Annotated in this window: 23 protein-coding genes; 12 read left to right on the top strand and 11 right to left on the bottom strand. The window is 49.8% G+C overall.

All coding sequences use genetic code 11. The annotated features are described in order from the left end of the window. The first annotated feature begins 6 nt into the window (after positions 1–6). From prfA to miaA, 8 genes are all read left to right on the top strand, one after another. Positions 7–1,116 carry a peptide chain release factor 1 gene (gene prfA / locus GGR07_RS12070; RefSeq protein ID WP_021647327.1) on the top strand — a complete coding sequence of 370 codons (1,110 nt, stop codon included), beginning with the start codon at positions 7–9 and terminating at the stop codon, positions 1,114–1,116. 19 nt (positions 1,117–1,135) lie between these two features. Then, positions 1,136–1,963, top strand: coding sequence for an orotidine-5'-phosphate decarboxylase (pyrF, locus tag GGR07_RS12065; RefSeq protein WP_021647328.1), 828 nt, complete (start codon positions 1,136–1,138; stop codon positions 1,961–1,963). A gap of 49 nt (positions 1,964–2,012) precedes the next feature. Further along, entirely contained in the window at positions 2,013–3,242 is a 1,230-nt protein-coding gene (locus GGR07_RS12060) for an HD domain-containing protein (RefSeq protein WP_034543669.1), read from the top strand. Between the two features lie 82 nt (positions 3,243–3,324). Then, a complete protein-coding gene (gene lpxD, locus GGR07_RS12055) occupies positions 3,325–4,365 on the top strand; it encodes a UDP-3-O-(3-hydroxymyristoyl)glucosamine N-acyltransferase (RefSeq protein ID WP_122056356.1) in 1,041 nt (346 codons plus the stop codon). Between the two features lie 3 nt (positions 4,366–4,368). Further along, positions 4,369–5,754: a bifunctional UDP-3-O-[3-hydroxymyristoyl] N-acetylglucosamine deacetylase/3-hydroxyacyl-ACP dehydratase gene (locus GGR07_RS12050; protein ID WP_034543668.1), complete on the top strand. Its 1,386-nt coding sequence runs from the start codon at positions 4,369–4,371 to the stop codon at positions 5,752–5,754. A 17-nt stretch (positions 5,755–5,771) separates the two neighbouring features. Further along, positions 5,772–6,539 (top strand): acyl-ACP--UDP-N-acetylglucosamine O-acyltransferase, encoded by a 768-nt coding sequence (gene lpxA, locus GGR07_RS12045; protein WP_122056357.1) that lies wholly within the window; start codon positions 5,772–5,774, stop codon positions 6,537–6,539. 22 nt (positions 6,540–6,561) lie between these two features. Continuing rightward, positions 6,562–7,116, top strand: coding sequence for an IS1096 element passenger TnpR family protein (locus tag GGR07_RS12040; protein ID WP_034543667.1), 555 nt, complete (start codon positions 6,562–6,564; stop codon positions 7,114–7,116). A 33-nt stretch (positions 7,117–7,149) separates the two neighbouring features. After that, complete coding sequence (gene miaA / locus GGR07_RS12035) at positions 7,150–8,046, top strand: tRNA (adenosine(37)-N6)-dimethylallyltransferase MiaA (RefSeq protein WP_034543666.1); 897 nt, start codon at positions 7,150–7,152, stop codon at positions 8,044–8,046. 666 nt (positions 8,047–8,712) lie between these two features. Here miaA and GGR07_RS12030 read toward each other — a convergent pair. Next, on the bottom strand, positions 8,713–9,015 hold the full coding sequence (locus GGR07_RS12030; RefSeq protein WP_021647337.1) for a hypothetical protein: 303 nt from the start codon (positions 9,013–9,015) through the stop codon (positions 8,713–8,715). Between the two features lie 154 nt (positions 9,016–9,169). Here GGR07_RS12030 and GGR07_RS12025 point away from each other — a divergent pair, with 154 nt between their 5' ends. Genes GGR07_RS12025 through GGR07_RS12015 form a run of 3 tightly spaced genes read left to right on the top strand, consistent with a single transcriptional unit; the run spans position 9,170 to position 13,403 of the window. Then, positions 9,170–11,380: a S9 family peptidase gene (locus tag GGR07_RS12025; RefSeq protein WP_034543665.1), complete on the top strand. Its 2,211-nt coding sequence runs from the start codon at positions 9,170–9,172 to the stop codon at positions 11,378–11,380. Next, on the top strand, positions 11,380–12,228 hold the full coding sequence (gene lipA / locus GGR07_RS12020; RefSeq protein ID WP_122056358.1) for a lipoyl synthase: 849 nt from the start codon (positions 11,380–11,382) through the stop codon (positions 12,226–12,228). Before GGR07_RS12025 ends, lipA begins: the two co-directional genes overlap by 1 nt. Before the next feature lie 56 nt (positions 12,229–12,284). Beyond that, on the top strand, positions 12,285–13,403 hold the full coding sequence (locus tag GGR07_RS12015; protein ID WP_034543664.1) for a hypothetical protein: 1,119 nt from the start codon (positions 12,285–12,287) through the stop codon (positions 13,401–13,403). On the opposite strand, the gene GGR07_RS12010 is transcribed toward GGR07_RS12015, so the two are convergent. The 4 genes from GGR07_RS12010 to GGR07_RS11995 form a co-directional block, all read right to left on the bottom strand. Then, entirely contained in the window at positions 13,369–14,073 is a 705-nt protein-coding gene (locus tag GGR07_RS12010; RefSeq protein WP_034543663.1) for an SAM-dependent methyltransferase, read from the bottom strand. The genes GGR07_RS12015 and GGR07_RS12010 overlap by 35 nt on opposite strands. Positions 14,074–14,105: 32 nt before the next feature. After that, positions 14,106–15,113, bottom strand: coding sequence for a gliding motility protein GldB-related protein (locus tag GGR07_RS12005; protein ID WP_122056359.1), 1,008 nt, complete (start codon positions 15,111–15,113; stop codon positions 14,106–14,108). 6 nt (positions 15,114–15,119) lie between these two features. Then, the gene (locus tag GGR07_RS12000; protein ID WP_034543662.1) at positions 15,120–15,977 is read right to left on the bottom strand and encodes an enoyl-ACP reductase FabI; all 858 of its coding nucleotides are present in this window, start codon (positions 15,975–15,977) and stop codon (positions 15,120–15,122) included. 223 nt (positions 15,978–16,200) lie between these two features. Further along, positions 16,201–16,782, bottom strand: coding sequence for a pilus assembly protein N-terminal domain-containing protein (locus GGR07_RS11995; protein ID WP_021647345.1), 582 nt, complete (start codon positions 16,780–16,782; stop codon positions 16,201–16,203). Between the two features lie 155 nt (positions 16,783–16,937). Between GGR07_RS11995 and GGR07_RS11990 the strand changes: the two genes are divergently transcribed. Continuing rightward, positions 16,938–17,585 carry an HAD family hydrolase gene (locus tag GGR07_RS11990; protein ID WP_034543672.1) on the top strand — a complete coding sequence of 216 codons (648 nt, stop codon included), beginning with the start codon at positions 16,938–16,940 and terminating at the stop codon, positions 17,583–17,585. A gap of 120 nt (positions 17,586–17,705) precedes the next feature. Here the strand turns inward: GGR07_RS11990 and GGR07_RS11985 are convergent, their stop codons facing one another. From GGR07_RS11985 to GGR07_RS11955, 6 genes are all read right to left on the bottom strand, one after another. Further along, on the bottom strand, positions 17,706–18,086 hold the full coding sequence (locus tag GGR07_RS11985) for a hypothetical protein (protein ID WP_147298104.1): 381 nt from the start codon (positions 18,084–18,086) through the stop codon (positions 17,706–17,708). A 71-nt stretch (positions 18,087–18,157) separates the two neighbouring features. Beyond that, on the bottom strand, positions 18,158–19,069 hold the full coding sequence (locus GGR07_RS11980; RefSeq protein WP_122056360.1) for a peroxiredoxin family protein: 912 nt from the start codon (positions 19,067–19,069) through the stop codon (positions 18,158–18,160). Between the two features lie 305 nt (positions 19,070–19,374). Continuing rightward, positions 19,375–19,872, bottom strand: a complete 498-nt coding sequence (locus GGR07_RS11975; RefSeq protein ID WP_034544068.1) for an HU family DNA-binding protein — start codon at positions 19,870–19,872, stop codon at positions 19,375–19,377. A gap of 327 nt (positions 19,873–20,199) precedes the next feature. Continuing rightward, entirely contained in the window at positions 20,200–22,959 is a 2,760-nt protein-coding gene (locus GGR07_RS11970) for a BACON domain-containing protein (RefSeq protein WP_147298105.1), read from the bottom strand. An 82-nt stretch (positions 22,960–23,041) separates the two neighbouring features. Next, positions 23,042–25,438: a fimbrial protein gene (locus GGR07_RS13950; RefSeq protein WP_256680527.1), complete on the bottom strand. Its 2,397-nt coding sequence runs from the start codon at positions 25,436–25,438 to the stop codon at positions 23,042–23,044. A 47-nt stretch (positions 25,439–25,485) separates the two neighbouring features. Then, the coding region (locus tag GGR07_RS11955; RefSeq protein ID WP_183200515.1) for a FimB/Mfa2 family fimbrial subunit at positions 25,486–26,253 on the bottom strand (768 nt) is incomplete at its 5' end.

The following is a 26,253-nucleotide window of genomic DNA, read 5'->3' as shown; positions in this document are numbered from 1 at the left end:
ACTTTCATGGACAACAATACTATATTAGAAAAGCTCGACGGACTTGTAGCCCGTTTCGAAGAGATTTCCACATTAATCACCGACCCGGCAGTGATTGCCGACCAGAAACGCTACGTCAAACTGACCAAAGAGTACAAAGAGCTGGACGACTTGATGAAAGCCCGTAAGGAATACATCCAGTTGCTGGGCAACATCGAAGAAGCCAAAAACATCCTTTCCAACGAATCGGACGCGGACATGCGCGAGATGGCGAAAGAAGAGATGGACAGCAGTCAGGAGCGACTTCCTTTGCTGGAAGAAGAAATAAAGCTGATGCTCGTGCCCGCTGATCCGCAAGACGGGAAGAATGCCATTCTCGAGATACGGGGAGGCGCAGGCGGCGACGAAGCAGCTATCTTCGCCGGAGACCTTTTCCGTATGTACGCCAAATATTGCGAGACCAAAGGATGGAAGCTCGAAGTATCCAGCGCCAACGAGGGCACATCCGGAGGATACAAGGAGATTGTTTGCAGCATAACGGGCGAGAACGTTTACGGAACGCTGAAATACGAGTCGGGCGTGCACCGCGTACAGCGTGTTCCCGCTACTGAAACACAGGGACGTGTACATACGTCGGCGGCATCGGTAGCAGTACTGCCCGAAGCGGAAGAGTTCGACGTAGTGATCAACGAAGGAGAAATCAAATGGGATACGTTCCGAAGCGGCGGCGCCGGCGGACAGAACGTAAACAAGGTAGAGTCGGGCGTACGTCTGCGTTACATTTGGAAGAATCCCAACACGGGAGTTTCCGAAGAAATCCTCATCGAATGTACCGAAACCCGCGACCAGCCGAAGAACAAGGAACGCGCCTTGGCCCGTCTCCGCACGTTCATCTACGACAAAGAGCACCAGAAATACATCGATGATATCGCTTCCAAGCGCAAAACGATGGTTTCTACCGGCGACCGTTCGGCAAAGATACGCACTTACAACTATCCGCAGGGGCGCATCACCGACCATCGCATCAATTATACCATATATAATCTTTCGGCTTTTATGGACGGAGACATCCAAGACTGCATCGATCACCTGATTGTGGCTGAGAATGCGGAAAGACTGAAAGAAAGCGAACTTTAAAAAAAACAGCAATATTATCATGAACAAGCAGCAGTTATTCGAAAACATCAAACGCAAGAAGTCATTTCTTTGCGTGGGACTGGACACCGATATCAAGAAAATCCCCCAGCACTTGCTAAAAGAGGACGACCCGATATTCGCTTTCAACAAAGCCATTATCGACGCAACGGCCGATTTGTGCATCGCCTACAAGCCCAATCTGGCTTTTTACGAAAGCATGGGGGTAAAAGGATGGATTGCTTTCGAAAAGACCGTTCAATACATAAAGAAAAATTATCCGGACCAGTTCATTATCGCAGACGCCAAACGCGGTGATATCGGCAACACTTCGGCGATGTATGCCCGTACATTCTTCGACGAGCTGGATATCGACTCGGTGACCGTAGCCCCGTACATGGGAGAAGACAGCGTAACTCCTTTTCTTTCGTACAAAGGCAAATGGGTGATTCTATTGGCGCTTACTTCAAACAAAGGCTCTCACGATTTTCAGCTGACGGAAGACGCAAACGGCGAACGCCTGTTCGAGAAAGTGTTGCGTAAATCGCAGGCATGGGGCGGAGACGACAGCATGATGTATGTAGTAGGAGCTACGCAGGGACGGGCTTTCGAAGACATTCGCCGGATTGTTCCCAATCATTTCCTGCTTGTTCCCGGCGTAGGTGCGCAAGGCGGATCTCTCGAAGAGGTATGCAAATACGGGATGAACGGCACTTGCGGATTGATTGTAAACTCTTCACGCGGCATCATTTATGCCGACAATGGCGAGAAGTTCGCCGAAGCCGCCCGTATCGCCGCCCAGGAAGTACAGAAGCAGATGGAAGAACAATTGAAAGCGATAATCAAATGATTCGTGACGAGGATGTTGTTGCTCCATTAACCCGTTAAATATCGAAATTGTGATCCACGAAAGAAAGATAATCAACGATCCGGTATTCGGATTTATCCATATCCCGAAGGGACTCTTATACAACATTGTCCGGCATCCCCTGTTGCAGCGTCTCAACCGCATCAAGCAGGTAGGATTGTCTTCGGTGGTATATCCGGGAGCACAGCACACCCGCTTTCAGCACTCGTTGGGAGCTTTCCACCTCATGAGCGAAGCAATCACCCAACTGACATCGAAAGGCAATTTTATCTTCGACAGCGAAGCGGAAGCCGTGCAGGCGGCCATTCTGCTTCACGATATCGGTCACGGGCCTTTCTCGCATGTGCTCGAAGATACGATCGTGAAAGGAGTGTCTCACGAAGAGATTTCACTCATGCTCATGGAGCGTATGAACAAAGAGATGAACGGACAGCTCAGTCTCGCCATTCAGATTTTTAAGGACGAATACCCCAAACGCTTCCTGCACCAGCTCGTCAGCGGACAACTCGACATGGACAGGCTCGATTATCTCCGCCGCGACAGTTTCTACACGGGAGTCACCGAAGGAAATATCGGTTCGGCGCGTATCATCAAGATGCTCGATGTGGCAGACGACCATCTGGTTGTCGAATCCAAAGGCATCTATTCCATAGAAAACTTCCTTACGGCACGCCGACTGATGTATTGGCAGGTATATCTGCATAAGACATCCGTAGGTTACGAGCGCATGCTTATCAGCGCCTTATTGCGTGCCAAAGAGCTGGCATCGCAAGGTGTGGAGCTGTTTGCCTCTCCCTCGTTGCATTTCTTCCTGTACAACAACATCGACCATTCGGAGTTTTACAACAACCCCGAATGCCTGGAGCATTTCATCCAATTGGACGATAACGACATATGGACAGCCTTGAAAGTATGGAGCACACACTCCGACAAAGTTCTCGCCGTTTTAAGCCAAGGCATGATCAACCGGAACGTTTTTAAAGTGGAAGTTACATCCGAACCCGCCGGTGAAGAGAGAAAACAAGAACTCATATCACGAATCAGCCGGCAGCTGAACATCTCACTTTCCGAAGCAAGCTATTTCGTCTCTACCCCCGGCATCGAAAGAAATATGTATAATCCCGCAGACGACAGTATCGACATTATCTACAAAGACGGAACAATAAAGAACATCGCCGAAGCATCGGACATGTTGAACATCTCGTTACTGTCGAAAAAGGTAAAAAAATACTATCTCTGCTATCAGCGATTAGACAGGTAACTATAAAATAATCATTCCGGAATACGGAAATATGGAAAAAAAGTCCGTTATTTGTGGACTAATTTAATTTTAAAATAAAGATATGGAGTTTTCGGCTAAGCAAATTGCTGCATTTATCCAAGGGGAAATCGTAGGAGATGAAAATGCGACGGTCCATACATTCGCTAAAATAGAAGAGGGAATACCCGGAGCTATTTCTTTCTTATCGAACCCCAAATATACACCTTATATATATGAGACGCAATCCAGCATCGTACTGGTGAACAAAGATTTCATTCCCGAACATGAGATAAAAACCACTCTCATCAAAGTAGACAATGCCTACGAAAGTCTGGCAAAGCTACTTAATCTCTACGAAATGAGCAAGCCAAAGAAACAGGGGATCGATCCCCTGGCTTTTGTCGCTCCCGGCGCGAAAGTGGGCGAAAATGTATATATCGGCGCTTTTGCCTATATCGGTGAGAATGCGGAAATCGGAAACAATACTCAGATCTATCCGCACACCTTTGTGGGCGACGGCGTTAAAATAGGCGACAACTGCCTGCTTTATTCGAATGTCAACGTTTATCACGACTGCCGCATCGGCAACGAATGTATTCTTCATTCGGGAGCTGTGATCGGTGCCGACGGATTCGGATTCGCTCCCACTCCGAACGGATACGACAAGATACCGCAAATCGGTATCGTTGTCCTGGAAGATAAGGTAGATATAGGAGCAAACACCTGTATAGACCGCGCGACAATGGGCGCTACAATCATACACAGCGGCGCGAAGATAGACAATCTTGTACAGATTGCCCACAACGATGAAATCGGTTCGCACACCGTGATGGCCGCCCAAGTGGGCATCGCCGGTTCTACCAAGATAGGAGAATGGTGCATGTTCGGCGGGCAGGTAGGCATTGCCGGACATATTACGATAGGAGACCGTGTAAATCTCGGCGCTCAATCGGGCGTTCCCGGAAGCATCAAATCCGACAGCCAGCTGATAGGCACTCCTCCTATGGAACCCAAGCCGTATTTCAAGGCAGCGGTCATGTCGAAAAAATTGCCGGACATGTACACTGAGTTGAGCAGTCTGCGCAAAGAGTTAGAAGAATTAAAACAACTACTAAACAAATAGCCAATGTTGAAACAAAAAACGCTGAAAGATAGCTTTTCACTGAGCGGAAAAGGTCTTCACACTGGACTTGATCTTACCGTAACATTCAATCCAGCTCCCGATAACCATGGATATAAGATCCAACGTCTCGACTTGGAGGGACATCCGATTATCGATGCTGTGGCCGATAATGTGACGGAAACTACCCGTGGAACGGTATTATCGAAAAACGGAGTCAAAGTAAGCACCATAGAACACGGGATGGCAGCCCTTTATGCTTTGGGAATAGACAACTGCCTCATTCAGGTCAACGGGCCGGAATTCCCCATTCTCGACGGTAGCGCACAGTATTACGTGCGGGAAATAGAGCGCGTAGGAACGGAAGAGCAGAATGCGGTAAAAGACTTCTATATCATCAAATCGAAAATAGAAGTCCGTGACGAATCAACAGGTTCATCCATCATCGTGCTTCCCGACGAGAATTTCAGCCTGAACGTTCTGGTGTCTTACGATTCTACCATCATACCGAATCAGTTCGCCACGCTCGAAGATATGGACAAGTTCAAAGACGAAGTGGCAGCCAGCCGTACTTTCGTTTTTGTCCGCGAAATAGAACCGTTGCTGTCGGCAGGACTCATCAAAGGAGGCGACTTGGACAACGCAATCGTTATTTACGAGCGCAAAATGTCGCAGGAGAACTTCGACAAGCTGGCGGATGTCATGGGAGTATCCCGCATGAACGCCGACCAACTGGGTTATATTAATCATAAACCATTGGTATGGCCTAACGAATGCGCCCGCCACAAACTGCTGGACGTAATCGGCGACCTTGCTCTTATCGGCAAGCCGATTAAAGGACGCATCATCGCCACCCGTCCGGGACACACGATCAACAACAAATTCGCCCGTCAGATGCGGAAAGAAATCCGGCTGCACGATATTCAGGCGCCTGCTTACGATTGCAGCGCCGAACCGATAATGGATGTGAACCGCATCCGCGAGTTGCTTCCTCACCGCTATCCTTTCCAATTGGTGGATAAGGTTATCGAAATCGGCGCCAACTACATTGTAGGCGTTAAAAACATCACTTCCAACGAACCATTCTTTCAGGGGCACTTCCCGCAGGAACCCGTCATGCCGGGCGTTCTTCAGGTAGAAGCAATGGCGCAAGTAGGCGGTTTGCTCGTACTGAATTCGGTAGACGAGGCAGAGCGTTACTCTACCTACTTCATGAAAATAGACGGTGTGAAGTTCCGCCAGAAAGTAGTTCCGGGCGATACGCTCATCTTTCGTGTGGAACTGCTTGCTCCGATCCGTCGAGGCATTTCCACCATGAAAGGATACGCTTTTGTCGGCGAAAAAGTAGTTTGCGAAGCGGAATTCATGGCGCAAATAGTAAAAAACAAATAATACATTTCCAATCAGTTATGATAAGTCCCTTAGCTTATATACACCCCGAAGCAAAGATAGGAGAGAACGTAGAGATCGCGCCTTTCGTGTACATCGATAAAAACGTAGTAATCGGCGACAACAACAAGATCATGCCCAACGCCAATATCCTGTACGGTTCGCGCATAGGAAACGGAAATACAATATTTCCGGGCGCGGTAATCGGAGCCATTCCGCAAGATCTCAAGTTCTGCGGCGAAGAAAGCACGGCGGAGATCGGAGACAATAACCTGATACGCGAAAACGTAACCATCAACCGAGGAACATCGGCTAAAGGGCGAACCGTAGTGGGGAGCAACAACCTGCTGATGGAAAGCGTGCATGTGGCCCACGATGCAATCATAGGAAACGGCTGCATCATCGGCAACTCTACCAAGATGGCCGGAGAGATTGTCATCGACGATAATGCGATAGTGAGCGCGAACGTACTGATGCACCAGTTCTGCCACGTGGGCGGATATGTCATGATACAGGGCGGCTCGCGTTTCAGCAAAGATATTCCTCCTTACATCATCGCAGGGCGCGAACCCATCGCATTCTCGGGTATCAATATCATCGGACTGCGCCGTCGCGGTTTCTCTAACGAAACAATTGAAAACATCCACAACGCATACCGCGTCATTTACCAAAGCGGGCTCAACACGAGCGACGCTCTGAAGAAGATCGAGGATGAGTTTGAAAGGACGCAGGAAATTGATTATATCATCAACTTCATCCGAAGTTCGGAACGCGGAATCATCAAATAAGAACTCAAAAAACTAAGGCAACATGATATACAGATTTACAATCATATCTGATGAAGCCGACGACTTTGTCAGAGAAATACAGATTGATCCGGAAGCTACATTCTTCGACTTTCACAAGGCGATACTGGAGTGTACCGGTTACACCGACAACCAGATGACTTCGTTCTTCATCTGCGACGACGACTGGGAGAAAGACAAAGAAGTGACATTGGAAGAGATGGATGACAATCCGGAAATGGACAGCTGGGTGATGAAAGACACACCGGTCAGCGAACTGGTAGAAGACGAAAAGCAGAAGTTGCTGTACGTGTTCGACTACATGACGGAACGTTGCTTCTTCATCGAATTGTCCGAAATCATCACCGGAAAAGACATCAAAGGAGCTAAATGCACCCAAAAAAGCGGAGAAGCACCCAAACAGACTGTCGATTTCGAAGAGATGGCCTCAACGGGCAACTCGCTCGATCTGGACGAAAGTTTCTACGGAGACCAGGATTTCGACATGGAAGATTTCGATCAGGAGGGATTCGATATGGGAGGAGATGCCGGCGGATCTTTCGATGACGACAAATATTGAGCAACGGACATTTGACTTAAAATTTCCATCGTATTGGGTACTCTCATCGTCCTCATAGGTCCTACCGGAGTAGGAAAGACAGAATTAAGCCTTCGGTTAGCCGAAGGCTTTCAAACTTCTATTGTTTCGGCCGATTCCAGGCAACTTTATGCCGACCTGAAAATCGGAACAGCCGCCCCCACTGAGGAACAATTGAAAAGAGTTCCCCATTATCTGGTCGGCACACTGCGGCTGACCGACTACTACAGCGCCGCGCAATACGAAGCGGAAGCGATGGAAATTCTCAACCGGCTATTCACCCGGCGAGACGTGGTGATTCTTACAGGCGGATCGATGATGTATGTGGATGCCGTCTGCAAAGGAATCGACGATATTCCCACCGTGGATGAAGATACGCGCCGGACTATGCTGCAAAGATATGAGACGGAAGGATTGGAACCACTCTGTGCCGAGCTCCGTCTCCTCGATCCGGAGTATTACCGCATCGTAGACCTGAAGAATCCCAAGCGCGTGATCCATGCGCTCGAAATCTGCTACATGACGGGGCGTACCTATACTTCTTTCCGCACCCGGCAGACAAAGGAACGCCCGTTCCGCATCTTGAAAATAGGATTAAAGCTCGACCGCGAAGAACTTTACGGGCGTATCAACCGACGGGTGGACGAAATGATGAAAGACGGGCTGCTGGACGAGGTTCGTTCGGTGCTTCCTTACCGCCACCTGAACTCGCTCAACACAGTAGGCTACAAAGAACTCTTCAAATATCTGGACGGCGAATGGGAACTTCCGTTCGCTATTGAAAAAATCAAGCAAAATTCCCGCATTTACTCCCGCAAACAGATGACATGGTTCAAGCGCGACGAAGAGATACGCTGGTTCCACCCCGAACAGGAAACGGAGATTCGCGCCTATATTCAGGAAATGCTCTGACGGCGTAAAAAGGAAAAAGAGACTGTTCCCCGTTTCGCCCTTCCCCCATGCTTAATGATGGCTTTTTCCCCACCGTTGCCACCATGTTCTTCACAAGCTCCGGACTCAAAATACCCGCAGCCGGAGAGTCCGCCTCTTTTCCGTCGACAAAGAACAAAGGCTTATCCGTTGCCGGCACACCGATTAAAGAAACCCCATCCGTACGTCCGGAATCCGTATGAAGATGATCGCCGAAGCCGATGACGGACAGTCCGCTCCGTAATGCTATAGCGAGAAAAAAGTTTCCCCAATGGGAAACTTTTGTTTCAATAGCGGGAAACTTTTGTTTCCCCAGTGGGAAACTATTGTTTCATCGGTGGGAAACTAAATGAAACATACGGCTTAGGAGTCAACACTGTGTTTTTAGTTGACCACTTTACGGCTTATTTGCAAAGTCGGTTGACTCAGTTAATACTTATTTTTATTACAAGTTGACGCTCGTTTTGGCTTATCCGAGTCGAAGAACTGATACTGCAACATCCTGTCGGGCTTCTTAAGAGTCAACACTGTTTTTATTTGAGGACTGTCGGCGCAATATCCTGCGTGGCGAAGTAAATCTTTCTCCCACACAAAGAAATTCTTCCGTTTGAATGAAAAGATGATTTTACAATCCGTCCGATACGGAAGCTATCCGCAAATCTTATCGAATATGAAATGCCCGATGAAGAACAAATCGGCCATGAAGACAAAACTGAATATCAGAAAAGTAAAGCAGGTGCTCCAACGAGCGCCTTTCTCCTCCCCTCCCCGCTTGATGCGGAGCAGCGAGCTGTACAAACAGTCGCCGGCTATGAAAAGCACGAAAATACTCGGTATCAGGTCTCCCCATGAAGTAAGCCACAAGCGATCTCCTTTCCCCATGAGGAATGTCAACACCACCGCCAATAGAAAGACAGAGGCGTATTGCAGATCTTTTCGTTTCGAGTTCATAACGTCCGGTTCTAAAGGTTTATAGACAAAGATAAAAAATCTCCATCAATAATCCATCATACAAGCCGATAAAAACAAAGCATGTTTTGCCGAATCTAAGTTTATTGTTACTTTTGCAGGTATGAATAAAAAAATATAACTACATATCAGAACCATGAAGAAGATAAGTATCGCCCTTTTTCTCTGCCTGCTTTGTCTCGCCGGAATGGCGCAAGGCAAAAAGAACCTGAGTCTGGAAGAAGTGACATCGGGACGTTTTCGCCCCGAAAACATACACGGAGTAATCCCGATGCCGGACGGAGAATATTATACGCAGATGAACGACAGCCGTACGCAAATCGTGAAATACTCGTTCAAAACGGGCGAAAAAGTAGAAGTGCTGTTCGATGTTTCCACAGCCCGCGAATGCGACTTCAAGCATTTCGACAGTTACCGGTTTTCACCCGACGGACAGAAACTGCTGATCGCAACAGAAACCCAACCCGTGTATCGACACTCGTATACGGCCGTGCACTATATCTATCCGCTCAAACGGAACGATAAGGGAGCAACCACGCACAACATCATCGAAAAGCTCTCCGACGGAGGACCTCAGCAGGTTCCGGTCTTTTCGCCCGACGGAACAATGGTTGCCTTCGTACGGGAGAACAACATCTTCCTCGTGAAATTACTTTACGGCAACAGCGAAAGCCAAGTAACCGAAGACGGTAAAAGAAACGCTGTGCTGAACGGAATACCCGACTGGGTATATGAAGAAGAATTCAGCTTCAACCGGGCATTGGAGTTCAGCGCCGACAATACGATGATTGCCTTCGTACGCTTCGACGAATCGGCGGTTCCCTCCTACTCCTTCCCGCTGTTTGCCGGACAGTCGCCTCATCTGAGGCAGTTTGACGATTATCCCGGCGAATACGTCTACAAGTATCCGAAAGCGGGATATCCTAATTCGAAAGTAGAAGTACGCACATTCGACATAAAGTCGCGCGTCACCCGCACCATGAAGCTGCCTCTGGATGCCGACGGATATATTCCCCGCATCCGCTTCACCCAAGATGCTGGCAAACTGGCCATCATGACGCTGAACCGCCATCAGGACCGTTTCGACCTTTATTTCGCCGATCCCCGCTCCACGCTCTGCAAACTGGTGGTACGCGACGAATCGCCTTATTACATCAAAGAGAATGTTTTCGATAATATCCGCTTCTATCCCGAAGGCTTCAGCATGCTTAGCGAACGCGACGGATACAGCCATTTATACTGGTACAGCATGGGCGGAAACCTCATCAAGAAAGTAACCGACGGCAAGTACGAAGTAAAAGAATTTCTGGGATACGACGCAACCGACGGCAGCTTCTACTACACCGCCAACGAAGAGAGCCCGATGCGTAAAGCCGTTTACAAAACGGACAAGAAAGGGAAGAAAACCAAACTCTCGCAGCACGAAGGCACCAATACGCCGCTGTTCAGCCAAACGATGAAGCACTACATGAACAAGTTCTCCGACCTGAAAACTCCCCTGCTCATCACGCTGAACGACAACAACGGGAAAACGCTGAAAACACTCGCAGACAATAAGGAGCTGCAGCAGACGCTGGCAGAATACGCCATTCCGGAAAAAGAATTCTTCAGCTTCCGGACGTCCGACGGCGTGACGTTGAACGGATGGATGATGAAACCGATCGGTTTTTCGGCTTCGAAGAAATATCCGGTTCTTATGTATCAATACAGCGGACCGGGCTCTCAGGAAGTGCGCGACACTTGGAGCCTCAGTTGGGAAACCTACATGGCGACCCAAGGATTCGTAGTGGTTTGCGTAGACGGTCGCGGAACCGGCGGACGGGGAGAGCTATTCGAGAAATGCACTTACCTGAAGATCGGCGTACAGGAAGCCAAAGACCAAGTGGAAACCGCCCTCTATCTGGGGAACCAACCGTATGTGGACAAAGACCGTATCGGCATTTGGGGATGGAGCTACGGAGGATACATGACGCTGATGAGCATGAGCGAAGGAACGCCCGTATTCAAAGCCGGAGTCGCCGTAGCCGCTCCCACCGACTGGCGTTACTACGATTCGGTATATACCGAACGATTCATGCGTACGCCGAAAGAGAATGCCGAAGGATATAAGGCGTCTTCGGCATTCACCCGCGCCGAAAAACTGCACGGCCATCTGCTTCTCGTACATGGCATGGCGGACGATAACGTTCACTTCCAGAATTGTACGGAATATGCCGAACATCTGGTGCAACTGGGCAAACAATTCGACATGCAGGTATATACCAACCGCAACCACGGCATATACGGCGGAAAAACGCGCCTGCACCTGTACACACGCCTTACCAACTTCTTTAAAAACAACCTGTAATGGCTGAGAGAGCACGCAAACCGGAATGGCTGAAAATCAGCATCGGAAGCAACGAGCGGTACACCGAGACGAAAAAGATTGTCGACTCGCACTGCCTGCATACGATATGCAGCAGCGGACGTTGCCCGAACATGGGCGAATGCTGGGGGAAGGGAACGGCAACATTCATGATAGGCGGAGATATCTGTACGCGCAGTTGCAAATTTTGCAACACGCAAACGGGACGCCCGCGCCCGCTCGATGAGCAGGAACCCGTACACGTGGCGGAATCTGTGGCGCTGATGAAGCTGGGCCATGCGGTGGTAACCTCCGTCGACCGCGACGACCTTCCCGATCTGGGTGCGGAACATTGGGCACGCACCATTCGCGAAATCAAACGCCTCAACCCTCAAACCACACTCGAAGTACTCATACCCGATTTTCAGGGACGGATGGAGCTGGTGGATAAAGTAATCGAGGCAGGGCCGGACATCATTTCACACAACATGGAGACGGTGCGGCGCATCAGTCCGCACGTACGCAGCGCAGCCGACTATGAAACCAGCCTGCAAGTCATCGGACATGTATCGAAAAGCGGAACGAAATCGAAAAGCGGCATCATGGTGGGTCTGGGAGAAAGCCCGGAAGAAGTGGAAACATTGATGGACGACTTGCTGGCAGTGGGATGCGGCATCCTCACCATCGGGCAGTACCTTCAGCCTACCCGCCGGCATTATCCTGTGGCAGAGTATATTACTCCGCAACAGTTTGCACGATACAAACAAACCGGATTGGCAAAAGGATTCAAAATTGTGGAAAGCGCCCCGCTCGTCCGCTCCTCATACCATGCGGAGAAACACATCGGATAAAAAACAAAAAAGATTCATCGGTTGTTTTATGAAAAAGACTGACGCATAAAACAAAGATGAACCACAAAGGAATACTGTCGTCCGCATTCAATATGTCACTGGGTTTTATCCCCGTTATCATATCCATTCTGCTATGTGAAATCATAACGCAAGACATCGCCGCCTATACCGGTACGGGTATCGGCATAGCTCTCATATATCTGCAGTCAAGACGAAAAGGAATTATTGTACCCAATTTTATATTATACATTTCAACGGGAGTACTGCTGCTTCTCTCACTTGTCAATATAATTAACAACAATTACATTCCTGACGGTTGTTTTCCTGTAACTTTAGAGATATGTATCCTTATCTTTATGTTGATTTTATACATGCACCGGAAAAGGTTCATCAACCATTTTCTGGGTCAAATAGAATCGTGCAATAAACGGCTGTTCGCACAAGGAGCCGAATCTGCCGTCGTATCCGCACGAATCGTTCTTTTATTCGGAGCATTGCATTTCATCGTCATGAGTATTATTCTGGCTGTTCAATGTCCCATAAACCGGACAAGCACGTTCATCCTCTACCGGATATTCCCTCCTGCTGTCTTTATTGCAAGCATTTTATTCAATCAAATCGCCATCCGGTACTTCAACCACCTGATGTCTCACACCGAATACGTACCTATCGTGGATAGAAAAGGGAAGGTGATCGGGAAAAGCCTTGCCATAGAAGCAATCAACTACAAGAACGCTTACATCAACCCCGTGATACGGATAGCCGTATCCGTCGGCGGGATGTTGTTTCTTTGCAGCAAATCCATGTCCGCCATTCTGGATAAAGGGAAGATGGATATTCCCATGGAATGTTACCTTCGTTACGGAGAAACATTATCGGAAGGCGTATCCCGCCTGCTGCGAAACTCGCTTCCTCAGGCACAGGAAAGCGAACCGACGTTCAACATTGTATACCATTTCGAGAACGAAGTAACCAATCGGCTCATCTATCTGTTTATTATCGACCTGAAAGACGACTCGATTCTCTGCAACACGCATTTTAAGAACGGCAAATTATGGAGTTTCAAGCAGATTCAGGAGAATCTGGATAAAGGTTTCTTCAGCAGTTGCTTCGAAGACGAATACGAACACCTGAAAGAAGTCATTTGTATAAGAGAAAAATACAAGGAATCTTAGACAGATCGGGTACATGCCCCTTCCATTCTTTTACGCTGCGAGTCTGAATATATTCGCCTTCACAGGTGATATCGGCAGCGATGCAAAGCTTCGTTTGCGGACGGCAATGCTGCAAAATGTCGTCCATCATCTTATGATTGCGGTAAGGGGTTTCGATGAAAAGCTGCGTCTGGCTCTCGGCATAGATGCGCTGTTCCAACTGTTTCAACCGTTTGATGCGTTCGGCGGGATCGATAGGCAGATAGCCGTGAAAAGCAAAGCTTTGCCCATTGAACCCCGACGCCATCACCGAAAGGATAATGGACGACGGACCTACCAAAGGAACGACTTTCAGCTTCTTGCGCTGGGCAATGGCGACTACATCCGCGCCCGGGTCGGCCACAGCGGGGCAGCCGGCTTCGGATATCACTCCCATCGAAGAGCCTGCGAGCAAAGGTTCCAGATACCCTGAAATGGCTTCGGGCGACGTATGTTTGTTCAGAGGATAGAAAGTCAGCGCGTCGATATCTATTTCACGGTCTGTTTTCTTCAGAAAACGGCGGACCGACCGGATGTCTTCGACAATAAAATGCCGGATGTTGCGAATGATTTCTCTGTTGTAAGGCGGCAATACCCGATCGATCGGCGTATCGCCCAGCGTTACTGGCAATAGGTAAAGAGCAGTTTCCATTTTCTTGGTTTGAAATTTGAAATAATTAAGAGTCAGGACTTCATATAGCCCGACTCTTTCAACATTTCGTGATAATCGGTCGTTTCCAGCAAGTCTTTTATTGTGGCGCGCTTATGCTTTTTCATATAAGCGGATACGATTTTCGCGCCCAACCAAATTCCCACCGACGGCGGAACGTCTTTTTCCAAGAAGTCGACAGAAGGGGCAGCCTTCATGTAATAACGGATAATCATCGGATCGCGCGCGTACAAATGGTCGTTATCACGAATATATGCCCAAACATCTTTCTCGTTCTTCTTGCACCAGGCTGTTTCTTTGGGTGAGTACCCCATCGTCTGACCGATATCACGGTAGTCCAGCAGGCTTTGCACCACATAATTGATTTTACCGTAGTGTATCATCCAATCGACGAGGCAAGTACTTTCACAATACTCCATCCCGTAACGGCTGAGAAGATAGAATACCAAACAATCGGGCACAATCCGCTCGGGACGCATGGAACGACACTGATAGTCGTAATAAAAACGTTTGTAAAGCGGATAATCTTCTCCCATGTATTTGTCGAGACTGATTCCGAGCAGGGTATCGATCAGAACAATGGACTCGTTGAATGCGGATACTTGCGAGTAAATGAATGGCACTTGCGTGTCGGGGACTTCTTTTTTCAGCTTTCCGAAGCCTTTGGTCAGTCCTTTCTCCACCTCTTCCAAATCGGGGAATTTATGATCCACATCGTTCAGCAGGCGCAAGAGAGTAGTATCCGAATAGAAATGTTGCAGGCGTTGCGCAATGGTGTCACCGTCCACGGTCCCGATAGCCAGTACGTCTTCGATCAGGATTTTAGTCGGCAACTGATAATCCATCGTTATTTTCTGCATAGCAGAAAAGCTGTTGGAGCGAACATACTCGCCCAACAGCTTGTCATATCTCAAGACCGAAATCTCTTCTTCTTTCCGGTCTGTCATTTTCCCGGAGCCTATCCGGCAAGAGCCGAGAAGGATGGCCATCCCTACTATAAGAAGAGTATTCCGTTTCTTCATCTTTACTTATCCGTAAATGATGTTGCCTTCTTCGTCTTTGTACTCATCCAATCCCTTCTCGTAGGTAGCCATCGCCCGAAGACTCATTCCGATACTGGAGAATCCTCCGTCGTGGAACAAATTCTGCATGGTCACTTTACGTGTCAGGTCGGAGAACATGACGATACAATAATCGGCACATTCTTCAGCGGAAGCGTTACCCAGCGGAGACATGCGGTTGGCGAAATCGTACAGCTTATCCATTCCTTTCACACCCGAACCGGCTGTGGTAAACGTAGGCGATTGCGAAATAGTATTCACACGTACATTATGCTCGCGGCCATAAATATAACCGAAGCTGCGGGCGATGGATTCCAACAACGCTTTGGCATCCGCCATATCGTTGTAACCATAGAAGGTGCGTTGTGCCGCCACATAGCTCAAAGCGACAATCGACCCGTAATCGGCAATCGCATTCAGCTTCTTCGCCGATTGAATCATCTTGTGGAATGAAACGGCGGAAATATCCAACGTCTTATCCAGCATTCCGTAATCAAGATCATCGTAAGTACGCTTCTTCCGCACGTTGGGCGACATACCGATGGAGTGCAGTACGAAATCTATCTTTCCTCCCAACACTTCCATGGAAGTCTTGAACACATTAGCCAGATCTTCCACATTAGTAGCGTCGGCGGGAATCACCCGGCAATTCAGCTTCTGGGCCAAAGCGTCGACTTCACCCATACGGATAGCCATCGGAGTATTTGATAATGTTATTGTCGCTCCTTCTTCCACCGCGCGCTCCGCCACTTTCCAAGCAATGGACTGGTCGTTCAACGCGCCGAAGATAATCCCTCTTTTTCCTTTCAGTAAGTTGTAACTCATATTTCTTATAACGGTTAAATTTTGTGCAAAGATAGGAACTTTCTGCATAAAAGCATGAGAAGTGTGCAAAAATCAAGCAATAAACAGGGAGCCACATCTTCTTTTTCCGGAATAGAGTTCGATGTGGCTCCCGCAGGGTTGTAATTATAGTTTAATCCTTCTCAAAACTGCCGTTCTCGGTTTTCTGCGGCATATCTTCGAGAGAGTATTCAGGGAGGTTGCTTTATTTCACGGTCACATTTATCATGCCCGAGAGTTTATTCTTGTCGGTCACCGTAACCGTGGTCGTTCCGGCTTTGACGCCTTTGACCACCACTTTGCCGTCTTTGACCGAGGCGGTGGCCGTTTTCATGTCTTTCACCGTAACGGTGTAAGGCGCTGCACCGTTTTTAACGGCGATTGTCTCTTGCTTACCTACACCGACCGTCACCGATTTCTTGTCGAAATCCAGACCGGCGTTTCTCTTTTCCGTCACCGTCACCGTCAGTTTGCCGTTCATTCCTTTCTTGTCCGTCACCGTGATTACGGCATTCCCCGCTTTGACGCCTGCAATGGTGATTTTGTTCTTGTCCGACTTCACAGTGGCTATCCGTGTGTCGCCCGACTTGACTGTGTAAGGGGCCGTTCCGCCGCTCACCGTCACCAAAGCCGTCGAGTTGACGGTAACTTCCACTTTGGCAGGATTGAATCTCAGCATCTGCACTCTGGGGATTTTATTGTCATCATCTTTACTACACGAAGAGGTTGCAAGTACACAGCAGACCATCGCCGCTGCAAGTCCGAAAAATTTCATTTTGAATTTCATTTTGTTTTCTTTTAGTTTAACTTTAATATTTCCAAGAGCTCTTGTTTGTTAAATAGGCTTATGGCAGAAATATTGCATGCGTGTCCGAGATTTTTTTTTTACCTTTGCACATGGAACAAGAATGCTCACTCGCTGACAACATAAATAAAAAGCCAATGAAAAAACTGGTCATCTTCGATCTCGACGGAACGCTGCTGAATACCATAGCCGACTTGGCAAACAGCACCAACCATGCCTTGAACAAGCTGGGATACCCCACGCATGAAACGGCAGCATACAACTTCATGGTGGGAAACGGCATCGACAAACTCTTCGAGCGGGCATTGCCCGAAGGAGAGCGGACGCAGGAGAACGTCCTCCGTGTACGCAATGAATTCATCCCCTATTACGATGTTCACAACGCCGACGACAGCCGTCCTTATCCGGGTATTCCCGAGTTGTTGCAATCATTGCAGTCGAAAGGCATCCAAATAGCCGTAGCCTCCAACAAATATCAGGCTGCCACCGAAAAACTCATTGCCCGCTACTTCCCGGAGATACGCTTCACGGCCGTGTTCGGTCAGCGTCAAGGAATAAGCGTGAAGCCTGACCCCGCCATTGTTTTTGATATTCTGAAACTGGCAAATATAAAGAAAGAAGATGTGCTTTACGTCGGCGATTCGGGAGTAGACATGCAAACAGCTGCCAATGCAGGAATCACGGCCTGCGGGGTGACATGGGGCTTCCGTCCGAGACAGGAGCTGGAGCAGTTTCATCCCGCATATATTGCAGACAGCCCGGAAAAAATAGCGGACTTGGTGTAAGCATAAAGCCGAGGGGATGATTCGGGATATGAGGATGCCTTTAAGCGTTCTTCGGAGAAAACGTATGCCGGACTGAAAACAGCACGGTATCCGGACTAAGGGTATCTTAGTGGCATATTTTCAATTGCTGTCCGTACCTCCGGCGTTTTCCCGGGAGAAAGCCTCCGTTTCCTCTTCCAGAACAGCCTGCAGGGAATCGTTGTCCATCAGGAACAAAGCCGGATATTCCTCCAGAATGCGGTCTACCATAGCCAGTTCGTACGCATAGCATTCCTGCATGCGCAAGTAAGCGGCGCATAGCGCATGCAGGCTTGCCCCCTCTGAGTTTTCAACGATTTCAGACTCTTGCAGCTGCTTCAGGCGGGCATTGAACAGACGGGCCTTTTTCAGGTCGCGTTTGCGCCAAAGGTATATTTGCATGAGATAATAGACTTGGAGCTTGGCGTAGAGAACCGACAACTCCGTGCGTATGTTCGCATTATGGGATAAAAGAGTGTCCATGATTTTGAGTTTTGGGATATCGGCCGGCTTCACCACATCCCGATGCGGGAAGTGGCGATAAGGCAGGCAAGCTACGGGAGCAGCCCCGTCTCTTCCAGCGTACTGTACGAACCGACCACACGCCCGTCCGGATTCACTAATACAAGGGTAGGTGTAAACGCCACACCGTAAGCCTCGAAGTCGGGACTCCGGAAACCACGGGAATCATGCAATTTCGTAGCCCAAGGCAATGAGGCGGCACGGGAAGAGAATGTGTGTTCGTCTTCGTCCGAAGCGATGGAAACCACACGAATGCCTATTCCTTTAAGGGTGGCGTAGAATCCGCACAAGTCCCGCAGAACGGATTCGCAGCCGGGACAATCCGTCTCATAAAACAGCAACAACGTGGGGCCGGACGATACCGACGGGACAGTACGTGATAGACAGGGAGCCCTCTTCCCCACAAGCAGCAGGCGGGTGAGCAGGCGGCGGGCAATGTCGCCCGGATGGGCAGGGTCGGCATCGATGCCCATGCAGGCGGCGGCGGTTACCGCCGCCGCATCGCTCATGCCATGCCCCGACAGGCATTCCGCCACAGGGCGCAACATCTCTTCCGCACACCGCTGCCCGCCCGCGCCGATCAGCCGGGCGGCAAGGCGTTTCATATCGGTGCAGAAACGTTCGGAAGCAAGAGTGGTTGCCACCTCGGGTTTCTCCGCTTTCATCACTGCGTCGTATAAGATGTACGAATCTGCCCATACACGCATGTAGTCGTATCTGTGGGGAAAGGCGAGGAGCGTGTCGGGGGGGAGCGTGTCCGTTACGTAATGCTGTTCACGGCGCAGGGCAGGCGTGTCGTCTGTCACAAGAGCATGTAGCAGCCGCATGTAGCGGCTTTCTATTCCCGTTTCTTCTCCTTGTTTCCGGCTCCGGCATCCGCAGCAGAGGGCGGACAAGAGGAAGAGAGCGGGCAATAGAGCGAGGAAGTCATGTAGTTTGTTCATAGGTTCTTTTAAGTCTGCCCGGCGGACTTTTAAGTTTGGCCGGTGGTTCTTTTAAGTCTGACGGTCGGGGCTTTTGAGTTTTTTAAGTCCGGCCGGCAGCTCTTTTAAGTTTGGTCTGTGGTGTTGCCGGAAATTCCCTTGTTTCCCTTTACCTCTCCGGAAATCCCGGCATCGGGAGTGTGAGTACACGACATTTTATGAGGCAAAAAGAGAGGAGAGGAAAGTTTCGGGCAACACCGCAGCTGTTTCACGGATTTCACGGATGAAAACGTCTTGCAGGATTCTGTGCCCTGCAAGCCCGCCTTTTATGCGCCCGGGTCGGGAGCCTCGCCATGTCCGCCGGAACCTCCTCCCGGCGAGGAAGTGCCGCCTCCGGTTTCCGGCTTTTTCTTCGACGGTTTTCCCTGCCACTCGGCAAAGCTGATGTCGCTCACCAGTGCCCGGGTGTATCCCGTCCCGAGGTCCTTCCGTTCACGCGCGGGAGTGAAGCGCACGCGTATCCCTTTGAAAAGGTCTGCGTTCACGTCCTCGGCACGGTCTACCGTTTTGCCTACCACTCCTGCGTAGCGGAACGAACCCAGCCCGTCGAGGCTCACGCTTCGTCCTTCGGACATGATTTGCGACATCACTTCCGGCAACGCGCGGACAACGGCGTGCACGTCCGCCGGCGATAAAGTACTCTCGCGCGCAATGCGGCGCGCCACTTCCTGCGTGCCGGCAGGCTTGCCCACGGTCACTACTTGCGGATAATACTTCACAGGTCGGTCTTTGAGCTGTGATTTCTGTTTCTTGAAGAATAGCATTGTAATAAATTATTTAAAGATTAAACAATAGCCTGCCCGCCTCGCCGGAACATGCCCCTGAGATACTTCCGAAGGGGTGTTGTCAAGGTCGGACATTTGACCATGTCAAGAATGGACTCTTGACTATGTCGAGGTCGGACTCTCGACATAGTCTAAGTCGGACACTTGGTGTCGCTTCCGGCCGGACGAGTGGGCGTGAATTCTTATTTGTCATTATTTCTAACTTCGTTAGCCTCATAATCGTGTTTCCCTGCGGGCCCCATGAAAAAAACTTGCACAGCATCGATGTGCCATAAGCCGATGCGGGAACAGAGGATGCCGATAAAATCAATCTCTACGCACGAAACGAAGAGGGAGCAGATTCTCCATATAGGCACCCAGCCCTGTCTGATTTTTAAAATCTAAATTATAGTTAGCACCAGGCAATGATGGATTATAGTCAAACAATTCATTTGCACCCGGATAAAAATTATATTCATATGTGGAGCCACTATTCTTGGGCTTATAATAATGTTGTCCGCCCACAAATAAATCTGCAAAGGTAGCCCCATCCCTTTCTATCATAACATCATAAAAATGAGATGACGTAAGTCGCCAAGGCATATCACTGGGACCGAACCAACCATGACTACTCGTAGCCTTGCGCAATAAACCTTTTTTCCCCCATGGGCCATTATATCCCCAAGACCAGTTATCTCCTGTGTCCGGATTTACCCACCAATGTAATGTCAGCCAATCTGACGCTCTCTCGTAAGCGTTCATATGCGTTCCGGGCTCTCTTAAAGTAGTAGCAATGTGAATGCAAGATTGATACTTATTCGGTATGCCGATGTTCACCGTAACAATCGGCATACGTCCTACATGGGCGTGCATTTTTTGACCATTGGCGGCAGGTATTTCTTGAACACCGGAATTCATACTGGGGTTAGTACAATTCTGATATGACCAAAACGCGGATATGTTATCTTGTTGTTTTCTTATATAAGAAGCCAGTCGCGGCAATCGTCTGTATTCCCAATTCTGATAGTCGCCCGGCCAAAACTTGTCGGAAGTTCTGCCGCCAATTGAGCTCCAATCCGGTGAAGGATTTACTACGGGGCCATTCCCATCAAAAGCGGGATGATAGGACAGTACGCCCGGATCCTTCTGCCATTGCAGCCAAAACCATTTCTCTGTTCCTATACCTGTTCCTGTACCATCCGAAAACGTCGTTTTCCTCAGGTTATAAACATCCATGTACGTAGGAATATCCCAGCCTGCCGGAAAGCCGGCTTTATCTCTCCGGACAGCATTCCATCCGTTCCACAGATATCTTTTGTGCGTTCTGCCCGGCAAGGGGGGCAATTCAGCGTCCGCAGTGCCTTCGCGCGAGTTTTCCAGCATCCAGCACTGCCCGTTGGGGCCGCCAAAACGGTGTGTGTAATAGTCGTTATTGCCGATACGCATCTTCTTGGGCACACCGTTCTTGCCGCAGGCATCGGGTTGCGAGAGATGAATCTTGTAGGTCAGATTGCCGGCCACAAGATTCATTACCGCCGTGCGGTCTGTACGTCCGGGGTTAACGCCCACGCTGAGCGTCACAGTGGCAGGTGTGCCGTCGGCGCCTGAAGTTCGCGAGAGGTTTACCCAGTCAGGCTTGCCATCGATACGCCATCCGCCTGTGTTTTCCGTGCTGAGCGTGAGGGTCTGCGTACCGCCCGTTTCGCCCGCCACATTGGGGTCTCCCGGGAACTGAAATACCCGCTTGTCCACCGTCAGCCGTTTGTTCCCTTCAACCTTCACCTCTTCCTGCACTTCGTTCCACGGAACGATGCGGCATTTGAGCGTGTGGTTGCCCTTAAAAGCCTCCTCAGGAGTGTCAGCAGGTAATCCCTCCACACTTTCTACTTGGATTTTATATTCGTGGTTGCGCAGTATGTCCATCCGCACTCCCGTTCCGTAGTCCTTGAAGTCGAGGCGGTAGTAGCCGTGTCTCTGTGGCTTGGGAGGGATGAAACCGGTGCCGTGCGACTTCACGTATACGATCAGGCAAAGGTCGTCCAGCGCATTCCCGCCGGAGGGATGCACATTGTTGTCTACCTCGCACAAGTAGAACGACTTCTGCTTGCCTTCGTAGATACCGATACGTCCAGGTGAGACCTCACTGTTCAATTGGACGAATGTGCCCCGAGGCGGGCGGGCGCCGGCGGGCACGGTGGGGGCGTTCACTTTACTGTCCGTCCTGTTGTAATTGTCCGGAGCGATGCGTCCCTTCTTCCGGTAGTTGTACAGCCGCAGTTGGTCATAGTAAAAGAAAAAGCCCTTAGGGTCGCTCTGCGGAGGGTTCACCAGCGTAAACTTGGCTACCGAACGTATCATCGTCACTTCTTTGGGAGCGCCGGAAGGGGAAAAACCTTCACCCACCACTTCGTTGGGAAGCTCGCCCCACATGGGTATGCCGTTCGTAAGGTCGGGAGAAACCTCCATCGCCACATCGAATGTTAGGCGGCTCATCACCGCTTCTTTTTGCTCTCCATATACAGCGCCGAGCGCGTCCACCTGCGTGCGAGCATTGGCAAGCACCACAAGCGTCTGCGCCTCCGGACTCCCCATCAACTTCACTTCCACGCGTCCCTGTCCCGGAGTTATTTGAGTGTACACTCCGCGAGAGCGATAGAAGAATGTTCCTTTCTTTATATCCGTAGGGTCTGCGGGATCCGTCTTGAACGAAAGCACGTCTACGGTCTGTATGCCGGTCTCGTCCACGGCGCGGGTCATTGGTGCGCGGGTAGTTCCGGCGGTCGTTTTTTCTTCGGTGGGAGCACTGTCCGCCGTGTCCGCGTCCATCCAAAGTTCCGTCACCGACATTCCGGGCTTCTGCGAAGCCTGCATGCCGGAATAGGGCTTGGCTGCAGCTGTTTTGAAATTCAGGTAAATAACGGCCGTATGCCCATCGGCTTGCGGTGCAGGCTGCTTCGAATCGTCGCTGCAAGCAGTCGTGAGAACTGTCGCCATCGCAACCCACAGTGCAACCGAGACATGTCGCCTCCCCAAGCGTGAGGCACGCACCAAACCGGCCAAACCGGATATTCGAGATTTTATTTTCATCCTTTTATTCATCTGTTATTAATACATTCATTATTCCTAAACATGTCAGCATCTTTAAGCCGAACAACCGTAGATATCATTTTTATTCATTGGAAAAGAGACGTATTGCAAATCCCCCTTGCATGTCTGTTCCACCGCTATACAGACGTATGTTCTGAGAATAGATGCAGCTATAGGCAAGCCAATCTTGGTTAGGAGAAAGCGTGCTCGTCCAATAATAACCTATTATACCACGCTCTCTGAGAAAGTTGTCAGATACAGCCGATGGTTTAGCTTCACTAATACTCCCGGGAATAGGGAAGATACGAGTGATAACCGTGCTGGGAGCCTGAGCGTTCCACCAGCTCTCTTGCGCAATCTTTGTCTTTAAGTCGGGCAAAGGGGTTTGGTTGCCAACATAAACGCACTGTATTTTCAAATAGTCGGTAGTATTAAGGTAAGTAGTCATTGCACCCACCCGTTCGTAACGATAAGCGCAGGCCATGCTGTTGGTGGCGGCAAGAGGCACTCCCGGATCATCGCTGCCTGTAGAAGTGCCTTTTTTGAACCGCAGAGCATAACAGATGCCATTACCTGCGGAATAGAAGTCGGAGGCATAAGTTTGTAGAGTTTCTCCGACCTTGACGGCCTCGGCCAAATTTGGATAGTCTATCGCGCTATTATATTGTACTTCGTTTGAATAGCAAAATGCACCTGTCAATTCTTGACGCGAAGGAATGTGATATTTTTTCCCTTCACCGGTAGTGAAGAAAACATCATTCATGATATTCTTGGTAGTTGGATTATAAGTATTATCGTGCTTACCCTTACATACATAACCGTTATAATAGCCGCTTTGGTCATTAGCATGGCTTGTGGCCCAACGAAGAGCCATATCGGTCTGTGCGGAGGTGGGGGAAAGAGGGACTGACTGTCCTCCCAACCAAGGGGATCCATTGAGAGCTTTATTAAAGGAAGAACCATACTGATAACCACCGGCGAGGTTATATTCCGCCGCATATTCCAAAGGCAATTTGCCGAGTAATATCACCTCTATTCTGCGCTGAAGCCTGCCTGCCTGTATTTCAAAGTAGCCGAACTTCCATCCTTTCCCCTGTGTCAGAGCCTGTACCTCGACAGTAGTATTTGCCGCTCCGACGGTTTGAGATGGTGTGAGCCATGCGGAAGCCGGAAGCGGTGTTCCGTCATATTGATAAGCTGTCAGCTTCCACCCGGAAGGATAGTTGGTGTGCACTGAAAAGCGGTTTTCCGAACTGGCGCTTGTATGCTCGCCTTTTAAAAGAATCGCCGTTCGGGTCACGGCAATATACTGCCCCATGTCGTTGAACGTCACATCCGTGAACGCTTCATCTATCACGACGGGCGTCACCACGATGTTTTGGTTGGTATGGTTTTCCGGGCTTTGTATTGCCTCGCTCAAAGTAAGGAATCCCGGCCCTTTCACTTCCTTGATGGTGAAGATATAGCGGTGGTTGCGCAGGATAGGCATGGGTTTTCCTTTCTCATAGGGTGCCACGTTTCCACCCTTGATGCCGTCCCAAGTATAGTCCATGCGGTAGTAGTATTGTCTTCCCTGATAGGCAAGAATCATCACGATGCAGGGGCGGTTGTTGCCGGAAGTGGTGAGGGTTGTAGAGGTTGCGGGCTGTTCGTTCAGATAATACGTTATTACCTGAACTCCGGGATCTCCTGCTCCCAAAAGCGGATCGCTGCCATTGGCTTTTTGAAGTGTGCCGGGCAGAGTGGGAACCATGTATCCGGACTGCGGATTGCTTGTATTGTATGTGGCGGGATCGACCCAAACACGCCCGTTTCCCGCGGGATTGACGAAGTAAACTTCACCCACTGTAGTAGCTCCCGAAGTTGTCGGATTGATGATGTCCACACGTGCCAGCATGCGGATAAGAGGTATCGCCTGCGCAATGGTTTGCGACACGCCCGCTTCCAGCTTGATACCCTCAGGCGGCGCATACTCGCTGTACATCGGGATGTAGCTGTCCGGTTCTGTCCCTCCCTTTTGTCCGAATTTGCCTATGGCTTCCACCTGCTTAAGATCGTCGTAGGTAGAGCCGATATTGATTCCGGACAGTTCCGCTTCAGCATTGGCTACGAGAGCTATACGTTTGTATGTCCCTGCGGTGACGGGTATGCTGAAGATTTTCGTATCCGGAGCGCCGCCGTCAAGGAGCGAGGTGTAGGAGATATTCTTTTTCACCTTGACTTTCTCCGTGCCGCCTTCATCGGCGAACATCAGCACGGTAATCTTGTCTATTTTTTCCTCATGTACGCCCGCACGGGTATTTGCTGCCCGGAAATCGGGAATGTGAAGGGTAAGCGTCACTTCGGCCGTTTCACCTTTACCGGGCGCAGGGGGAGCAGGAAGGATGGGATCGTTTTGCTGACACGAGAGTACGAGCAGCAAGAATAACGAGACCGACAGCAGGCTGCGAAATGGTATGATGATTGAATTACTTGGCATAATATATTGTTTTTATGATTTGCATTTCATGATTGATGACGTGTCTTTCAGACTCCTCCCGGCTTCACATTCTGGTTTTCCCAGTCCTTAATCGTTATCTTCGCGTGTCCGTTGGTAAATGTAATCTCGATGGGAATCACGATTTCGTTTTCATCCCCTATCTGTATGTTGTACTTCCTGAGAAGGTCTGCTATCGAGATGGGCGGCACGATGTGGTTTCCCGCGTTGTCTTTGAGTTCTATCAGAGCGGGCGTGTCCGCTCCGAATCTCGGCACGTCTATCACGGCTACGGCCTCTTTCTTCGTCCCGTCGTATTCCACAGTCGGTACGTATGTCTTTCCCTGCTCCACCGGAAGCACTTTCCATTCTCCCGTGTCGTCATCTTTCATCGGACGCAGTGCGGATGCCAGACCGCCCATCTTTAATTGAGGTTGCAGGCTTATCCCTTTCAGCAGCACGCTCACGCGAATGGTCTTGGTGCTGAACTTGACTTCGGTCTCCACACCCGCGTTCCGCTCGTTCACACTCAGGTCCGCCGTGGCGAACAGTAGCCTGTCGAGCGTAGGGATCTCTTGTGAAGTTGCGGCTTTCGGATGTTCAAGGAACAGGTCGGCAATGGTTTCCCCTGTTTGGAATCCTCCGAGCCTGCTGTTTTCTGCCGATGCGTTCGCCCAGCAAACCACCGTGTACTCCCCTTGGGGAAGGTAGAGTTCCGTCCCTTGAAACTTCATGAGTTCGCCTTTGGAGATTGTCAGGGTCTGTTCTATGCTCCCGTCCGGACGGTAGACGCACAGTGTCACCTGCTCCACACGCTC

This window comes from Bacteroides pyogenes, from assembly GCF_014196225.1.
In the GTDB taxonomy this organism is placed as follows: domain Bacteria; phylum Bacteroidota; class Bacteroidia; order Bacteroidales; family Bacteroidaceae; genus Bacteroides; species Bacteroides pyogenes_A.
Note: the sequence above shows the minus strand (reverse complement) of the source record. Positions and strands in the feature narration are given on the sequence as shown.

What these genes read in the sequence shown, in the direction of transcription:
- prfA (WP_021647327.1), top strand. Translation starts at nt 7, where the DNA reads ATGGACAACAATACTATATTAGAAAAGCTCGACGGACTTGTAGCCCGT.
- pyrF (WP_021647328.1), top strand. Translation starts at nt 1,136, where the DNA reads ATGAACAAGCAGCAGTTATTCGAAAACATCAAACGCAAGAAGTCATTT.
- lpxD (WP_122056356.1), top strand. Translation starts at nt 3,325, where the DNA reads ATGGAGTTTTCGGCTAAGCAAATTGCTGCATTTATCCAAGGGGAAATC.
- GGR07_RS12050 (WP_034543668.1), top strand. Translation starts at nt 4,369, where the DNA reads ATGTTGAAACAAAAAACGCTGAAAGATAGCTTTTCACTGAGCGGAAAA.
- lpxA (WP_122056357.1), top strand. Translation starts at nt 5,772, where the DNA reads ATGATAAGTCCCTTAGCTTATATACACCCCGAAGCAAAGATAGGAGAG.
- GGR07_RS12040 (WP_034543667.1), top strand. Translation starts at nt 6,562, where the DNA reads ATGATATACAGATTTACAATCATATCTGATGAAGCCGACGACTTTGTC.
- GGR07_RS12030 (WP_021647337.1), bottom strand. Translation starts at nt 9,015, where the DNA reads ATGAACTCGAAACGAAAAGATCTGCAATACGCCTCTGTCTTTCTATTG.
- GGR07_RS12025 (WP_034543665.1), top strand. Translation starts at nt 9,170, where the DNA reads ATGAAGAAGATAAGTATCGCCCTTTTTCTCTGCCTGCTTTGTCTCGCC.
- lipA (WP_122056358.1), top strand. Translation starts at nt 11,380, where the DNA reads ATGGCTGAGAGAGCACGCAAACCGGAATGGCTGAAAATCAGCATCGGA.
- GGR07_RS12015 (WP_034543664.1), top strand. Translation starts at nt 12,285, where the DNA reads ATGAACCACAAAGGAATACTGTCGTCCGCATTCAATATGTCACTGGGT.
- GGR07_RS12010 (WP_034543663.1), bottom strand. Translation starts at nt 14,073, where the DNA reads ATGGAAACTGCTCTTTACCTATTGCCAGTAACGCTGGGCGATACGCCG.
- GGR07_RS12005 (WP_122056359.1), bottom strand. Translation starts at nt 15,113, where the DNA reads ATGAAGAAACGGAATACTCTTCTTATAGTAGGGATGGCCATCCTTCTC.
- GGR07_RS12000 (WP_034543662.1), bottom strand. Translation starts at nt 15,977, where the DNA reads ATGAGTTACAACTTACTGAAAGGAAAAAGAGGGATTATCTTCGGCGCG.
- GGR07_RS11995 (WP_021647345.1), bottom strand. Translation starts at nt 16,782, where the DNA reads ATGAAATTCAAAATGAAATTTTTCGGACTTGCAGCGGCGATGGTCTGC.
- GGR07_RS11990 (WP_034543672.1), top strand. Translation starts at nt 16,938, where the DNA reads ATGAAAAAACTGGTCATCTTCGATCTCGACGGAACGCTGCTGAATACC.
- GGR07_RS11985 (WP_147298104.1), bottom strand. Translation starts at nt 18,086, where the DNA reads ATGGACACTCTTTTATCCCATAATGCGAACATACGCACGGAGTTGTCG.
- GGR07_RS11980 (WP_122056360.1), bottom strand. Translation starts at nt 19,069, where the DNA reads ATGAACAAACTACATGACTTCCTCGCTCTATTGCCCGCTCTCTTCCTC.
- GGR07_RS11975 (WP_034544068.1), bottom strand. Translation starts at nt 19,872, where the DNA reads ATGCTATTCTTCAAGAAACAGAAATCACAGCTCAAAGACCGACCTGTG.
- GGR07_RS11970 (WP_147298105.1), bottom strand. Translation starts at nt 22,959, where the DNA reads ATGAAAATAAAATCTCGAATATCCGGTTTGGCCGGTTTGGTGCGTGCC.
- GGR07_RS13950 (WP_256680527.1), bottom strand. Translation starts at nt 25,438, where the DNA reads ATGCCAAGTAATTCAATCATCATACCATTTCGCAGCCTGCTGTCGGTC.